The organism is Streptomyces milbemycinicus (genome assembly GCF_002154605.1).
In the GTDB taxonomy this organism is placed as follows: domain Bacteria; phylum Actinomycetota; class Actinomycetes; order Streptomycetales; family Streptomycetaceae; genus Streptomyces; species Streptomyces milbemycinicus.
This window is the reverse complement of sequence record NZ_MUNE01000431.1, coordinates 1-13,443: the sequence shown is the minus strand read 5'-3', so window position 1 is coordinate 13,443 and position 13,443 is coordinate 1. Positions and strand designations below refer to the sequence as shown.

The following is a 13,443-nucleotide window of genomic DNA, read 5'->3' as shown; positions in this document are numbered from 1 at the left end:
AAGACCCGGTGGCGGTCCTCGACGGCCACGCCCGGCCCTCGGTCGAGGACCGCCACCGGGTCTTCGACCGCTTCTACCGCGCGCCCGGGGCGCGCAGCCTGCCCGGCTCCGGCCTCGGCCTGGCCATCGTCCGGGAGGTGGCCGCCGCACACGGCGGTACGGTCTTCGCCGAGCGGCGGCCGGGCGGCGGCGCGGTGATGGGCTTCACGGTCACCGACGCCGCGCCCATCGCCTGAGCACCAGGGACCTCAGGGCTTACGGGCCACGCCCGCCCAGAAGGAGACCTCCTCATCGGTGACCGTGACCGGGCCGTCGGGCCACCAGCGGTGCGGCGGCACGATGCCCGGCTCGACGAGCTCCAGACCATGAAAAAACTTCTCGATCTCGCTCTTGGTGCGCAGCTGGGCCTCGATACCGCCCTTGCGGTAGATCGCGACCGCCGCGTCCACACTCGCCTGGTCGAAGTCCGGCGAGCTGTGGCTGATCTCGAGAAAGCTGCCCGAGGGCAGCGCGTCCATCAGCCGCTCCACGATCTCGTACGTCCCGTACTTGTCGGGGATGAAGTGCAGCGTCGCGTTGATCGACAGCGCCACGGGCTCGCTCAGATCGAGCGTTTCCAGCAGCTCCGGCGAGCCCAGGATGGACTCGGGCTCGCGGATGTCGGCCTCGATGTAGGCGGTGCGCCCCTCGGGGGTGCCGTGCAGCAGGGCCTGGGCGTATGCGAGCACGATCGGGTCGTTGTCGGCGTAGACCACCCGGGCCTCGGGGGCGATGCTCTGGGCGACCTGGTGGAGGTTGGGCTCGGTGGGAATGGCGGTGCCGATGTCCAGGAACTGCCGGATCCCGGCCTCGCTCGCCAGCCAGCGGGTCGCCCGGTGCATAAAGGCACGGTTGCTCCGGGCACACGGGATGATCCCCGGATAGACCTCCATCACCTTGCGGGCGGCTTCCTCGTCGACCTGGTAGTGGTCCTTGCCGCCGAGGTAGTAGTCGTACATCCGGGCCGAATGCGGCTTCGTGGTGTCGATGTGCTTGGTGTTCTCGGCACTCATGGCTTACGCGCCACCCCTGCCCAGAACGACACGTCGGCGCTGTCGAGCGCGGGGGGTTCACCGTCGGGCCGCCACAGATGTGGTTCCTGCACGCCCGGTTCGATGAGCTCCAGGCCCTCGAAGAACACCTCGACCTGGCTCCTGCTGCGTACCTTGGCGGGGATGCCGCCCTGGTGGTAGATCTCGATGACCTTCTCCCAGGTCTCCGGATCGAAGTCCGGGGTGCAGTGGGTCAGGATCAGATAGCTGCCCGAGGGCAGGGGTTCGACCAGCTGCCGGACGACGTCGTACGGCTTGTCCTCGTCCGGGATGAAGTGGAACAGCGCGTTGAGCGAGAGCGCGACCGGCTTGCTCATGTCCAGCGTCTCGTGCAGCTCGGGGGCGCCCAAGATACGCTCGGGGTCGCGCACATCCGCCTGGATGTAGGCGGTGCGGCCCGTGGGGGTGCCGGTCAGCAGGGCCTGGGCGTACGCCAGCACGATCGGGTCGTGGTCGGCGTAGACCACCCGGGCGTCGGGGGCCACGGACTGGGCGACCTGGTGGAGGTTGGGCTCGGTGGGGATGCCGGTGCCGATGTCCAGGAACTGCCGGATCCCCGCCTCGCGCGCCAGCCAGCGCGTCGCCCGGTGCATGAACGAACGGTTCTCCCGGGCGCATGTCTTGACGCCCGGGAAGACCGCCATGACATGGGCGGCGGCTTCCTCGTCGACCTGATAGTGGTCCTTGCCGCCGAGGTAGTAGTCGTACATCCGGGCCGAATGCGGCTTCGTGGTGTCGAATTGCAGGGGGTTCATGGTTTGCGTGCCACTCCTGCCCACATGGATATGTCCGCGCTGCGGATGTCCTCGGGGCGCTCGCCGGGATCGGGCTGCCAGCGGTGCGGTTCCGAGACGCCGGGGTCGACGAGCTCCATGCCCTCGAAGAAGCCCGCGACCTCGTTCTTGGAACGTGTGATGAAGGGAATCCCGTTCTCCTTGTAGACCTCGATGACCTTCCGCCAGGTCTCCGCGGAGAAGTCGTGGGTGGAGTGCGACATCATCAGGTAGCTGCCCGAGGCGAGGGCGTCCATCAGCTCGCGGACGAGCTCGTACGGCTTCTGCTCCTCCGGGATGAAGTGGAAGAGCGCGTTGAGCGAGAGCGCCACCGGCTTGTCCAGGTCCAGCGTGTCGACCAGTTCGGAAGCCGTGATGATCTTCCGGGGCTCGCGGACGTCGGCCTCGACGTAGGTGGTGCGTCCCTCGGGGGTGCCGTGCAGCAGGGCCTGGGCGTACGCGAGCACGATCGGGTCGTTGTCGGTGTACACGACCCGCGCCTCGGGGGCCACGGACTGGGCGACCTGGTGGAGGTTGGGCTCGGTGGGGATGCCGGTGCCGATGTCCAGGAACTGCCGGATCCCCGCCTCGCGCGCCAGCCAGCGCGTCGCCCGGTGGATAAAGCCCCGGTTGACGCGGGCGTTGAGCTTGACGGTCGGATGGACGGCCAGGACGTTGGCGGCGGCCTGCGCGTCCACCTCGTAGTGGTCCTTGCCGTCGAGGTAGTAGTCGTACATCCGGGCCGAATGCGGTTTGGTGGTGTCGATCCGGCCGGAGGCGACGTCGCTCTGCTCCCTCATGCGGCCCTCCAGTCTGCTGCGGTACCCGCCGGGGCGGTCAGGTTCGGTTCGGTACGGGTGGTGAGAAGGAAGTCCGCGGCACCGGCCTTGGCGCCCTGGATGAACTTCTCGATCTCAAGAGGCGTGTAGATCAGCGCGGGGCCGTCGGGGTCGGTCGACTGGCGCAGCGCCACGCGACCGTCGCTCAGCTTGAGGACCTCGACGCAGGCGCCGCCGTTGGGGCCGCTCCAGGGCTTGCGCCAGCCTTCCGCACCGAGGTGCTTGGCCGGCATACCGTTGTAAATGTGATCCACCTGGTCCACGGTCAGAGCTCCTTGCGAATCTCACGGAGGAAGGCCTCCGTGCGTCGCGCCGGTGTGGCCTGGGTGCCCATGCGGTCGAGGGCCTCCAAGTAGGCGGCCACATCAGCGCGTTCGTCGAGATAAGCGGCGCCGGTCAGCCCCTCGGTGTAGACGATGTCCGGCAGTTCCGGGATATGGAACCGGAAGAGCTGGAAGGGTCCGCCCATGCCCGGATGCGGTCCGGCGGTGAACGGCACCACCTGGAGAGTGACGTTCGGCATCTGGATCGCCTCGATGAGGCGGTCGACCTGCGCGCGCATGATGTCCGGTCCGCCGATGGGCAGGCGGAACACCGGCTCGTCCATGACGACCCACAGATGAGGTCCGTCGGGTCGGGTGAGTAGCTCTTGACGCTCCATCCGCAGGGCGACCCGTCGATCGAGCTCCTTGGTGTCCGCCTGCGGGAATCCGATGGTCAGCAGCGCTCGTGCATAGTCTTCGGTCTGCAGCAGTCCGGGGATGAAGTGGGGCTCGTAGGAGCGGATACGGCTCGCCGCGCCCTCGAGGCTCACATAGAGGCTGAACCAGTCCGGCAGCACATCGCGGAAGCGGTGCCACCAGCCGGGTCTGTTGGCGTCCTCGGCCAGCGAGAGGAAGGCGTCGACCTCCTCCTGCTCGGCTCCGTAGGTCTGCAGCAGCTTCTCGACGTACGGGAGCTTCAGGCCGACTTCGGCCTTCTCCATCCTGCGCACCGTCGTCTGGTTGACGTGCAGCGCTCTGGCGGCCTGGTCGTAGCTGACGCCGGCTTTCTCGCGTAGATCCCTCAGGCGCATGCCGAGGACCATCTGCCCGACAGTCGGGGCAGATCGCGCTTCACCCACGCCTTACCTCCTCGGACGGTCTCGTGGGCATCAGTGTGCCATGCTCGGGATGAACCCGAACAGAGTGCTCTGGCTATTCTGCATTTTGCAGAACGCCGCTTGCCAACTGACGCTTACAGCACCGATAGTGATGGGGTGACTGGGCCCAATGTGGCTGACGTGTCGCCGACTTGCGGCATGCGCACCCCCCACCGTTGGACGGAAGGCGAACGGCCATGGCACTGCCTCAACGCACGACGATGGCCCGCCCCATGCCCCTCGGCGGGCCCCTCGGTGGGCCCTTCAGCGGGCTCGGCACCGGCGTCCGACAGGAGAGGTTCCAGCTGCCCGCCCAAGGCGCGTCCGTGGCCGCGGCCCGCCGCCGGGTCCGCTCCCGGGTGCCGGTGTGGGGCTTCTGTGAGGACACGTGCGACGCCGCGGAGCTGGTGATGTCCGAGCTGTTCACCAACGCTCTTGTGCACACCGGCAGTGAGCAGATCCTCTGCGTCCTGCGCGCGGAGGAGCCGCGCACCCTGTACGTCGAGGTGGCCGACCAGGGCGGCGGCTCGGCCGGACCGGCCCCGCGCCAGGCGGGCGCGGAGGACGAGGGCGGACGGGGGCTCGCGCTGGTGCGGGCCATGGCCGCGGCATGGGGGGACCGGCCGGGGCTGAACGGCGGCCGGGTGGTGTGGGCCCAGCTGAGCGCGGTCCTCTGAGACGACACCGCGCGGCGCGCGTGTCCGACCGTACCGACCCGTGCCCACCCGTACCCGCCCGGCTCCGTTCCGGCGTCGGGAGCCCGGGATGATCCATAAGACACGGCCTAACACGGCCTAACATGGCCGGATGTCCGCCGTTCCACGTCGCCGCCTGCTGGCGCTCACGGCCGGCGCCCTTGCGACCGGCGCCCTCCAGGGGTGTTCCGGCGATGGCCCGTCCGGCCGGGTCCGGCTGGCCACGGGGCCGCGGGGCGGTCCGTACGCGATCTTCGGCAGCCGGCTGGCGGACGAGGTGCACCGGGCCCACGACGGGCTCGCGGTGCGCGTGCTGACCACCGCGGCGAGCGTGGAGAATCTGCATATGCTGGCCGACGGGCGGGCCGATCTGGCCCTGTCCCTCGCGGACAGCGCGGCCGACGCCACCGCGGGCCGCGGCCTCTTCCAGCGGCCGGAACCGGTCGCCGCGCTCGCCCGGCTGTATCTCAACTATCTGCATCTCGTCGTGCCCGCCGACTCGCCGATCAAGGAGCCGGGCCAACTGGCCGGGCGTACGGTCTCCCTCGGCGCCGCCGAGTCCGGCACCTCGGTGACCGCCGGGCGGGTGCTCGCCGCCGCGGGCGTACGCCGCGTCCGCTCCGTACAGCTGGGGCTCGGCGAGTCCATCGCGGCGCTGACCGGGCGGGAGGTGGCCGCGTTCTTCTGGTCGGGCGGCGCGCCGACCCGGGCGATAGCGCAACTGGCCCGGCGCCGGCCCGTACGCCTGGTGCCGCTCGGCGGCCTCGCCCCGGCGCTGCGCCGTGAGCACGGCCCCGTCTACGAGAGCGTGTCGATCCCCGCGGGCGTCTACGGCCTGAACGCCCCGACCCCGACCGTCGCCACCCCCAGCTATCTGGTCTGCCGCACCGATCTCGCGGCGGATACGGCGCGCGCCGTCACCGGCGTCCTCTTCGAGGCCCGCGCCCGCCTCCCCGTCCCGGACGCCCCCGGCAGCCGGCTCGACGAGCGGTATGCGATCGGCACGGGGACGGTGCCGCTGCACCGGGGGGCGGCGGCGTACTACCGCGCGGTGTACGGCTGAGCGCTCCGCGCGGTACCGCTACGCCTCGGGCAGCCGCACCTCGACCACCAGGCCGTGCGGCGTGGCGGGCCGCAGGGACAGCTCGCAGTCGGCGGCGCGGGCCAGTTCCGAGGCGATGGCCAGGCCGAGGCCGCTGCCGGGGACGTTGCCGTGGCCGGGGGAGCGCCAGAAGCGGCCCAGGGCCGCCTCGAACTGGTCGGGCTCAAGGCCCGGGCCGTCGTCGGCGATCCGCAGCACGCCCTGCTCGAGGCGGACCGTGACCGTGCCGCCGGGCGGTACGAACTTCGCGGCGTTGTCCAGGGCGATATCCGCGATCCGGGCGGCCGCGGCGGGCAGCGGCGCGGCGGACGAGTCGGTGTCGTCGAGCTCCACGGTCAAGGCCAGCTCGCGCGCCGCGTAGACGTCGTGCCAGATGGCCAGCCGCCCGCGCAGCGCCGCGCGGGCGATCGGTTCGGGCGCCGCCGTGCCGGCCTCGACCCGGGCGAGCGTCAGCAGGTCCTCCATGAGCCGCCCCAGCCGGTCGACTTCGGCCAGGGCCTCGGCGAACTCCCCGGTGCCGTCCTCCGTCAGATGCGGCTCCAGGTTCTCCAGCCGCAGCGACAGCACGGTCAGCGGGGTGCGCAGCTCATGCGAGGCGTCCGCGACGAAGGCGCGCTGCCGCTCCAGGGCGGCCGAGACCGCGTCGGCCATCGCGTTGAAGCGGCGCTCCAGGAGCCGTAGCTCGGCCGGGCCGCGGCCGCCGTCGCGCACCCGCGCGTCCATCCTGCCCTCGGCGATGGCGCGGGTGGTCAGGTCCAGTTCGGTGACCGGGCGCAGAATCCACCGCGCCAGTCTGCGGGCGGCGATCAGGGCGCAGAGCACGGCGACCAGCGAACCGCCCGCGACCGCGGCCCAGACGAGCGCCACATCGCGCCTGGCCGCCGCCGTGGACACCTTCATGACCACCACGCCGGACACCTGCGCGTCCCGGCCCACCGGCTCCGCGACCACGGCCGAGGCGGGGCCGAAGGGGGTGACCAGCGGCAGGCCGTCGGTGGTGCGGCCGGACAGCGCGCGCTCGGCGGGCTCCTTGGACCAGGCCCCGCCGCCCGCCACCCGCCGGCCGTCCCGGTCGCGGATCTCCACCTTCGTGCCGTACAGCTCCTCGTAGCGGGACACCTCCTGGACGAGCCCGGAGGTGTCCCCGTCGCGGATCGCCTGATCGGCCAGTTCGGAGAAGCGGGTGGCGTCCGCGCGCCGCTCCAGCAGCAGTTTGCCGGTGCGGTGCGAGGAGTACGCCAGGGAGAACGGCACGGCGAGCGCGGTCACCAGGCACGCGATCAGCACCGTGTAGACGGTCAGGATTCTCAGCTGCATCCGCCGGTTCCCAGGCGGTACCCGGTGCCGCGCAGCGTCTCCACCAGCCATGGGCAGCCGGTTTTGGAGCGGATCCCGGCGATGTGCACATCCAGCGAGCGGGAGGCCGACAGCAGCAGATCGCCCCACACCGCGTCCAGGATCTCCTCCCGGCTGCGCACGACACCGGGCTCGCGGGCGAGCAGGGCCAGCACATCGAACTCCCGGCGGGTGAGGGCGACCGGCCTGCCGTCCACCTCCAGCTGCCGGGCGGCCAGGTCGATACGTACGCCGCCCACGGCCACCACCGTGCCGGATCCGGCCAGTGGGCGGGTGCCGCGCCGTACGACGGCGTCCATACGGGCGACCAGCTCGGCCGTACGGAACGGCTTGACGAGGTAGTCGTCCGCGCCCCCGCGCAGGCCCCGGAGTACATCCCGCTCCTCGGACCGGGCGGTGAGCACGATCACCGGGACGGCGGAGGCGCGGCGCAGCCGGCGCAGCGCCTCCAGGCCGTCCATATCGGGCAGCCCCAGGTCGAGCAGGACGAAGTCGGCGCCGTCCTTGAGCCGCAGGGCGTCGTCCGCGCGCCCGGCGCGGACGACCTGATGCCCCAGCCGGTCCAGTGCGGCGGTCAGCGCGGCCGCCAGCCGGTCGTCGTCTTCGACCAGGAGAATGTGCATGGGCGTAAGGGTAAACAGCCTCTGTACAGGTCAGACAGGGGTGCGCGCCGCCTGCTCGGACGTGGTCGGCTCGTCGGCGGGGGCCTTGGTGAGGGAGGTGTCCCGGGTCTCCCGCATGGTCAGATAGACGATCAGCGACACGGCGGCGCAGCCCGAGACGTACCAGTAGAACCCGGACTCGGCACCGGAGTTCTTGAACCACAGCGCCACATATTCCGCGGTGCCGCCGAACAGGGCGTTGGCGATCGCGTACGGCAGGGCGACGCCGAGCGCCCGGACATGGGTGGGGAACAGCTCGGCCTTCACCACCGCGTTGATGGAGGTGTAGCCGGTGACGACGACCAGCGCGGCGAGCGAGAGCAGCAGCGCGCCGCCGAAGGAGTCGGTGTGCGACAGCGCGGTCATGATGGGCACGGTGGCCAGCATCGAGCCGACCCCGAAGGTGATCAGCAGCGGGCGGCGGCCGATCCGGTCGGACAGCGCCCCGGCCAGCGGCTGCAGCAGCATGAAGACGAACAGGGCGCAGAAGCTGACCAGCGAGGCGTCGGACTTGCTCAGCCCCGCCGTATTGGACAGGTACTTGGTGAGATAGGTCGTGTAGGTGTAGTAGGCGACCGTGCCGCCCATGGTCAGCGCGATGACGAGGGCGGCCTCCTTGCGGTGGCGCAGCAGCTCGGCGATGCTCCCGCGCTCGGTCTCCCGTTGGGCGCCGGCCTCCTCGTACACCTCGGTCTCCAGCAGATTGCGCCGCAGCCAGAAGACCACGGCCGCGGCCAGGGCCCCGAAGATGAACGGGATGCGCCAGCCGTAGGAGTGCAGCGAGTCATCGGACATGGTGCGCTGGAGCACGATCAGCAGGCCCAGGCCGATCAGCTGGCCCGCGGTCATCGAGACGTACTGGAAGCTGGAGACGAAGCCGCGGCGGCCGGGCTGGGATGCCTCGGTCAGATAGGTGGCGCTGGCCGCGTACTCGCCGCCGACCGACAGGCCCTGCAGCAGCCGGGCCACCAGCAGCACCCCCGCGCCGAAGTACCCGACCTGGTCGTAGGTGGGCGCGATGGCGATGAGCAGGGCGCTGGCCGACATCAGGGTCACGGTCAGGGTGAGCGCGGCCTTGCGGCCGCGGCGGTCGGCGAAGCGGCCCAGCAGCCAGCCGCCGACGGGGCGCATGAAGAAGCCGACGGCGAAGATGCCGGCCGTGTTGAGCAACTGCGCGGTGTCGTTGCCCTTGGGGAAGAAGGCTGAGGCGAAGTAGGTGGCGAAGCTGGCGTAGACGAACCAGTCGAACCACTCGACCAGGTTTCCGATGGAGCCGCCGATTACGGCGCGCCATGGTGTGCGAGCCTGTGGCGCGGAGGGTGTGACGGACATGGGGCCTCCTCGAGCATGCGGGTGGATGGCGGCCCGCCCGAGGGACGCCGCCGCGGATGGCAGCTTCTGCGCGGACGGCGGCGGCGTACAGACCTCCGGGGCCAGACCTAACCTGCGCTTAACAAAGACCCTTGACGAGGTGTGGGGCCCTTGGGACTGTGGTGATTCCGATTGACTTCTGTTTGCTTGTGTTCGAAGTTTCGGACTTCGGGAGGCAGCCATGAGTGGCATGTCAGCACGGAGCAAGTCAGCACAGAGCGAATCAGTGCAGAGCGAGTCGTACGGACGCAGACGGTTCCTCACCACGGCCGCCGCCCTCGGCGGGGCCGCGGCCCTGACCGGATGGCCGCGCCCGGCGTCCGCCGCCCCGGCCGCGACCTGGGAGGACGTCATCAACGGCTCCTTCGGGAGCTACAGCGCCTTCGAGTCGGAGTGGAACTATCTGTATCCGTGGGGCTCCGACCACAACGGCAGCGCCCGGATGTACGGCAGCGCGAGCGACCACAACCACATCTATCTGGGCTCCGGCGTGCTGACCCTGAAGGCGGCCCGGATCACCTGGGACGAGGGGACCAGTTCGTCCTCCCCGCATCTGCCGATCCGCTACCACTCGGGCGCGGTGCACGCCAAGAACCAGATCGTGGTGACCAACCAATTCCCCGACTATGAGGTGAAGGGCGAATTCCAGGCGCCGAACGGTGCGGGGACCTGGCCGGCCTTCTGGCTGACCGGGGTCAACAGCTGGCCGCCGGAGAGCGACATCCTGGAATTCAAGGGGAACTCCAACAACTGGTTCAATACCTTCCGCACCTCCTCGGATGTGTCGAGCACGATTGTCGGGGTGTCGTCACCGGGCAACTGGCACACCTATCGCGCCTGGATCACCAAGGTGAACGACACCGACGTCGACATTCACTACTACCTCGACGGGACCTGGAAAGCGGTCCACCGCGGGGCGGGTTTCGTCGGAAAACCCCTGTGGCTCATCATCAACCTCCAGATGGAGGGCTCCTCGGGGTCTTCGGGCCCCGGCGGGGACACGTATTACCGGGCCCGGAACGTCTATGTGGGCCGCAACCGCACATCCTGAAGACCCCCGGAACGGCCAGGCGGCTTCCGGGAGGTCAGTCCCGGAAGCCGCCGCCTCTATCCGCACGCCTGCGGATGACGGCAGTCGTCGGTGGCATCCTCCAGAGCCGCCATCCGCTGTTTTCCCCAGGCGCCCAGCGGCTTCAGCGCCGTATTGAGATCCTCGCCGAGTTCGGTGAGTGAGTACTCCACCTTCGGCGGCACCTGGTCGTAAATCTCCCGATGGACGATTCCGTCCGCCTCCAGCTCCCTCAGCTGCTGGGTCAGCACCTTTTCACTCACCCCGGGAACCAGCCGCTTCAATTCGCCGAACCGGCACCGCTGGGAATTCAGCGCCCAGATGATCAGCACCTTCCACTTGCCGCCAATGACATCCACGGCCGCGTCCAGGCCACAGACATATGGCCGCTTCCTCATGAACCCATCCCCACTGACCTCTAGGTAAGTACGCACTTTTATATCCGTACTTGCCCACACTACAGCGGGCCGCAAGGCTGGGACAGGCGCGCCGGGACCGATACGAACAGCAGCATTGAGCAACGGGAGCACCCGATATGAGCGACACCCCCGTGACCGTCCTCGGTCTGGGCGATATGGGCACGGCACTGGCCCGCGCCCTCCTGAAGGCGGGATTCCGGACCACCGTGTGGAACCGTACGGCTGCGAAGGCCGAAGCCCTCGTCGCCGAGGGCGCGCTGCGCGCGGCGACGGTCGCCGAGGCCGTCGAGGCGAGCCCGCTGGTGGTGGTGTGCCTGCTGGACCACGACTCCGTGCGCGACACCCTCGCCCCGGTGGCCAAGGCGCTGACCGGCAAGGCCGTGGCCAACCTGACCAGCGGCACCCCGCGGCAGGCCCGCGAGATGGCCGCATGGGCGGCGGACCAGGGCGCCGACTACCTCGACGGCGGCATCATGGCCGTACCCCCGATGATCGCGACACCCGCCGCCTTCGTGCTCTACAGCGGGGACCGGGAGGTCTTCGAGATCCACCGGGCGGCGCTGGACGCCCTGGCGCGGAGCGAATACCTGGGCGAGGACGCCGCGCTGGCCTCGCTGTACGACATCGCCCTGCTCAGCGGCATGTACGGCATGTTCACCGGAATCCTGCACGCCTACGCGCTGATCCGCAGCCAGGACATCAAGGCGGCCGACTTCGCCCCGATGCTCGGCCGCTGGCTCAACGGCATGTCGGGCGCCGTGGCCGGATACGCCGAGAAGATTGACAGCGGCGACCACGCCCGGGGCGTGGTCTCCAACCTCGCCATGCAGTCGGCCGGCTTCGGCCACCTCATCGAGGCCGCCGAGGAGCAGGGCGTCAGCCCCGAACTGCTCGCCCCGCTCGGGCCGTTGATGGCCCGGCGGGTCGCCGACGGCCACGGCCACGAGGACCTTTCGGGGCTGGTGGAGCTGTTGCATACGCGGCCGTGAGCAGGACCTGCCCGGCCTTAGCGGTGGTCCTGCAGGACGGCCTCGCCCCGGGTGGACCGCCGCTGGTCGCGTGAGCGGCGGCCGGGGGAGCGGCGGTCGGGGGTCAGCCGGTCGTCGGCGCCGCGCGCCGGCTCCCCCGTATCCCCCGCCCGTCGCGTCCGTTGCGTCCGTCTCGCCCGGCCGCGGGGCGGCTTTCACCCCGGCCGGGTCCGGGGCGGGAGCCCCGTCCGCCGGCTGCCCCGACGTCTCCACACCGTGCACGGTCAGCATCACCAGACCGGTGCCCGCGACCAGCGCCGCCAGCAGGGCCAGCAGGGTGCCGGAGGCGCCGTGGCGGAAGTGCTCACCGAGCGCGGTGACGCCGATGGCCGTGGCGACCACGGGGTTGGCCACGGTCGCCGTCGCCAGCGGGGCGGCAAGACCCGCGCCCCGGTAGGACGCCTGGGACAGCAGCACCCCGGCCCCGGCCAGCAGCCCGATCATCGCCAGGCTGGGCAGCCCCGAGGCCCAGCCTTCGAACTCCGGCTTCCCCCACTCCAGTTCCACGGTCACGTTCTTGGTGAACACCGACGAGACACCGAAGGCGGTCCCCGCGGCCACGGCCAGCAGCACACTGCGCACCCCGGGCCGCCGCGACCAGCGCGCGGCCAGGGCCAGTACGGCGATCGCGCTCACCGTGACCACGGCCACCGTGATCCGGTCGTCCTTCGCCAGCGCTCTGGCCCCCGACGAACCGCTCAGCGAGAGCAGCCCGGCGAGCCCCGTGGTGGCCAGCAGCGCGCCCCGCCACCCGGCCGCGCCGACCGGACGCCGGACGAACACCGCGGCCATCGGCAGCGCGAAGACGATGGTCAGCGCGCCCAGCGGCTGCACCACGCTCAGCGGCCCGTACGCCAGGGCCAGCACATGGAGGACCGCACCGGTCCCGTTGAGCACCACCGCGGTCCACCAGCGGCCGCGGCGCAGCGCTGCGTACGGGCGGGGCGGCGTCGTCGCCGCGACGTGCTCCTGGAGGATGGCGCCGGCGGCGTAGCACACCGCCGAGGCCAGGGCCAGGAGCACGGAGAGAGCCAGGGAGGTCACGTCAGGGCTCCCGGGGCCGGTCGGTCGTCGTCCATGTCCTCACGATGACGTGTTTCGCCCGCCACGTCGTCGTCCCTGAGCCCCCATTGTGCGTACTACCGGCGCAGTACGGCCCGCCGGAAGCGCGCCGTCGCGGCGGCCGTCCGGGCGCGCTGCGCCAGCTCGTTCCCCGGCTCGGCCGGGCGGTAGACGGTGAGGGCGCCGGGCCGTTTCTCGATCACCAGCGCCTCCGCGGGGGACGGGGCGACCTCGCCGTCGAAGGCGCGGACGTCCACGTCGTGCAGGCCCGACAGATCCAGCCGGCGCAGCCGCCGGGCCGTCACCACCCGGGACCGTCCCAGGGTGCCGGTGAGGGTCGCGGCCAGCAGCCGGGTGCGGGCCAGCGGCTGGTTTCCGTCGACGGCCCGGACGTCCAGCAGCCCGTCGTCGAGCCGTTCGCGGTACGCCGGGGCGAAGCCCTCGGGCGCGTAGCGGCAGTTGCCGACGAACAGCACCCACAGCCGCCGCCTGCGGCCGTTCACCTCGATCTCCATGGGCGTGGCGGTGCGCAGCACACGGGCCAGCGCGACCGCGGCGGCGGGCCATTTGCCGAGCCGGCCCTCCAGGCTCTCGCGGATCCGCACCAGTTCGGGGTACATCCCCAGGCTGAAGGTGTTGATGAAGTGTGCGTCCGGCCCGTCGCCCGGCAGCGGGGCTACACGGGCCAGGTCCACGGCGACGGCGTCGCCCTCGGTCACGGCGCGCACCGTGTCCTCGATGGCGGGCACCCCCACGTCCAGGGCGAAGTGGTCGAAGGTGCCGCCGGGGAAGACGGCCAGCGGCAGCCCGCGCTCGGCGGCCAGCGCGGCCGCCG

Annotated in this window: 15 protein-coding genes and 1 pseudogene; 5 read left to right on the top strand and 11 right to left on the bottom strand. The window is 70.9% G+C overall.

The features are described from left to right. Positions 1 to 236 (top strand): sensor histidine kinase (locus CCN51_RS31980; RefSeq protein ID WP_143675944.1); only part of this gene is annotated, 236 nt, incomplete at its 5' end. Between the two features lie 12 nt (positions 237 to 248). Here the strand turns inward: CCN51_RS31980 and CCN51_RS31975 are convergent. From CCN51_RS31975 to CCN51_RS31955, 5 genes are read right to left on the bottom strand one after another with little or no spacing between them, the layout of a single operon-like run. Continuing rightward, entirely contained in the window at positions 249 to 1,052 is an 804-nt protein-coding gene (locus CCN51_RS31975) for an SAM-dependent methyltransferase (protein ID WP_014174685.1), read from the bottom strand. After that, positions 1,049 to 1,846 (bottom strand): SAM-dependent methyltransferase, encoded by a 798-nt coding sequence (locus CCN51_RS31970; RefSeq protein WP_086860391.1) that lies wholly within the window; start codon positions 1,844 to 1,846, stop codon positions 1,049 to 1,051. Before CCN51_RS31970 ends, CCN51_RS31975 begins: the two co-directional genes overlap by 4 nt. Next, positions 1,843 to 2,664 carry an SAM-dependent methyltransferase gene (locus CCN51_RS31965; RefSeq protein WP_014174683.1) on the bottom strand — a complete coding sequence of 274 codons (822 nt, stop codon included), beginning with the start codon at positions 2,662 to 2,664 and terminating at the stop codon, positions 1,843 to 1,845. The genes CCN51_RS31970 and CCN51_RS31965 overlap by 4 nt, the downstream gene beginning before the upstream one ends. Further along, positions 2,661 to 2,936 carry a DUF397 domain-containing protein gene (locus CCN51_RS31960; RefSeq protein ID WP_055414135.1) on the bottom strand — a complete coding sequence of 92 codons (276 nt, stop codon included), beginning with the start codon at positions 2,934 to 2,936 and terminating at the stop codon, positions 2,661 to 2,663. Before CCN51_RS31960 ends, CCN51_RS31965 begins: the two co-directional genes overlap by 4 nt. 32 nt (positions 2,937 to 2,968) lie before the next feature. Further along, complete coding sequence (locus CCN51_RS31955; protein ID WP_043486343.1) at positions 2,969 to 3,826, bottom strand: helix-turn-helix domain-containing protein; 858 nt, start codon at positions 3,824 to 3,826, stop codon at positions 2,969 to 2,971. A gap of 215 nt (positions 3,827 to 4,041) precedes the next feature. On the opposite strand from CCN51_RS31955, the gene CCN51_RS31950 reads away from it, so the two are divergent. Next, the gene (locus CCN51_RS31950) at positions 4,042 to 4,521 is read left to right on the top strand and encodes an ATP-binding protein (RefSeq protein ID WP_238545320.1); all 480 of its coding nucleotides are present in this window, start codon (positions 4,042 to 4,044) and stop codon (positions 4,519 to 4,521) included. Positions 4,522 to 4,651: 130 nt separating this feature from the next. Continuing rightward, entirely contained in the window at positions 4,652 to 5,602 is a 951-nt protein-coding gene (locus tag CCN51_RS31945; protein ID WP_014174679.1) for a TAXI family TRAP transporter solute-binding subunit, read from the top strand. Positions 5,603 to 5,620: 18 nt separating this feature from the next. Here the strand turns inward: CCN51_RS31945 and CCN51_RS31940 are convergent, their stop codons facing one another. The 3 genes from CCN51_RS31940 to CCN51_RS31930 are packed head-to-tail and all read right to left on the bottom strand — an operon-like array spanning position 5,621 to position 8,991. Continuing rightward, the gene (locus CCN51_RS31940) at positions 5,621 to 6,958 is read right to left on the bottom strand and encodes a sensor histidine kinase (protein ID WP_014174678.1); all 1,338 of its coding nucleotides are present in this window, start codon (positions 6,956 to 6,958) and stop codon (positions 5,621 to 5,623) included. Further along, positions 6,949 to 7,620 carry a response regulator transcription factor gene (locus CCN51_RS31935; protein WP_014174677.1) on the bottom strand — a complete coding sequence of 224 codons (672 nt, stop codon included), beginning with the start codon at positions 7,618 to 7,620 and terminating at the stop codon, positions 6,949 to 6,951. Before CCN51_RS31935 ends, CCN51_RS31940 begins: the two co-directional genes overlap by 10 nt. A 30-nt stretch (positions 7,621 to 7,650) precedes the next feature. Next, positions 7,651 to 8,991 (bottom strand): MFS transporter, encoded by a 1,341-nt coding sequence (locus CCN51_RS31930; protein WP_014174676.1) that lies wholly within the window; start codon positions 8,989 to 8,991, stop codon positions 7,651 to 7,653. Positions 8,992 to 9,211: 220 nt separating this feature from the next. On the opposite strand from CCN51_RS31930, the gene CCN51_RS31925 reads away from it, so the two are divergent. Continuing rightward, a complete protein-coding gene (locus tag CCN51_RS31925) occupies positions 9,212 to 10,081 on the top strand; it encodes a family 16 glycosylhydrolase (protein WP_245881717.1) in 870 nt (289 codons plus the stop codon). Between the two features lie 56 nt (positions 10,082 to 10,137). Here the strand turns inward: CCN51_RS31925 and CCN51_RS31920 are convergent, their stop codons facing one another. After that, positions 10,138 to 10,497 (bottom strand): winged helix-turn-helix transcriptional regulator, encoded by a 360-nt coding sequence (locus CCN51_RS31920; protein ID WP_043486341.1) that lies wholly within the window; start codon positions 10,495 to 10,497, stop codon positions 10,138 to 10,140. A 137-nt stretch (positions 10,498 to 10,634) separates the two neighbouring features. On the opposite strand from CCN51_RS31920, the gene CCN51_RS31915 reads away from it, so the two are divergent. Further along, on the top strand, positions 10,635 to 11,507 hold the full coding sequence (locus CCN51_RS31915) for an NAD(P)-dependent oxidoreductase (RefSeq protein WP_014174673.1): 873 nt from the start codon (positions 10,635 to 10,637) through the stop codon (positions 11,505 to 11,507). 345 nt (positions 11,508 to 11,852) lie between these two features. Here the strand turns inward: CCN51_RS31915 and CCN51_RS31910 are convergent. Together CCN51_RS31910 and CCN51_RS31905 are read right to left on the bottom strand one after the other, a co-directional pair. After that, positions 11,853 to 12,545, bottom strand: a pseudogene (locus tag CCN51_RS31910) (DMT family transporter); the annotation flags it as partial. Positions 12,546 to 12,685: 140 nt separating this feature from the next. Then, a partial coding sequence (locus CCN51_RS31905) for a diacylglycerol/lipid kinase family protein (protein WP_425444784.1) occupies positions 12,686 to 13,443 on the bottom strand: 758 nt, incomplete at its 5' end.

Coding starts and splice junctions, on each gene's coding strand:
- CCN51_RS31965 (WP_014174683.1), bottom strand. CDS start 2,664: ATGAGGGAGCAGAGCGACGTCGCCTCCGGCCGGATCGACACCACCAAA.
- CCN51_RS31935 (WP_014174677.1), bottom strand. CDS start 7,620: ATGCACATTCTCCTGGTCGAAGACGACGACCGGCTGGCGGCCGCGCTG.
- CCN51_RS31940 (WP_014174678.1), bottom strand. CDS start 6,958: ATGCAGCTGAGAATCCTGACCGTCTACACGGTGCTGATCGCGTGCCTG.
- CCN51_RS31920 (WP_043486341.1), bottom strand. CDS start 10,497: ATGAGGAAGCGGCCATATGTCTGTGGCCTGGACGCGGCCGTGGATGTC.
- CCN51_RS31925 (WP_245881717.1), top strand. CDS start 9,212: ATGAGTGGCATGTCAGCACGGAGCAAGTCAGCACAGAGCGAATCAGTG.
- CCN51_RS31970 (WP_086860391.1), bottom strand. CDS start 1,846: ATGAACCCCCTGCAATTCGACACCACGAAGCCGCATTCGGCCCGGATG.
- CCN51_RS31950 (WP_238545320.1), top strand. CDS start 4,042: ATGGCACTGCCTCAACGCACGACGATGGCCCGCCCCATGCCCCTCGGC.
- CCN51_RS31930 (WP_014174676.1), bottom strand. CDS start 8,991: ATGTCCGTCACACCCTCCGCGCCACAGGCTCGCACACCATGGCGCGCC.
- CCN51_RS31915 (WP_014174673.1), top strand. CDS start 10,635: ATGAGCGACACCCCCGTGACCGTCCTCGGTCTGGGCGATATGGGCACG.
- CCN51_RS31945 (WP_014174679.1), top strand. CDS start 4,652: ATGTCCGCCGTTCCACGTCGCCGCCTGCTGGCGCTCACGGCCGGCGCC.
- CCN51_RS31960 (WP_055414135.1), bottom strand. CDS start 2,936: ATGCCGGCCAAGCACCTCGGTGCGGAAGGCTGGCGCAAGCCCTGGAGC.
- CCN51_RS31975 (WP_014174685.1), bottom strand. CDS start 1,052: ATGAGTGCCGAGAACACCAAGCACATCGACACCACGAAGCCGCATTCG.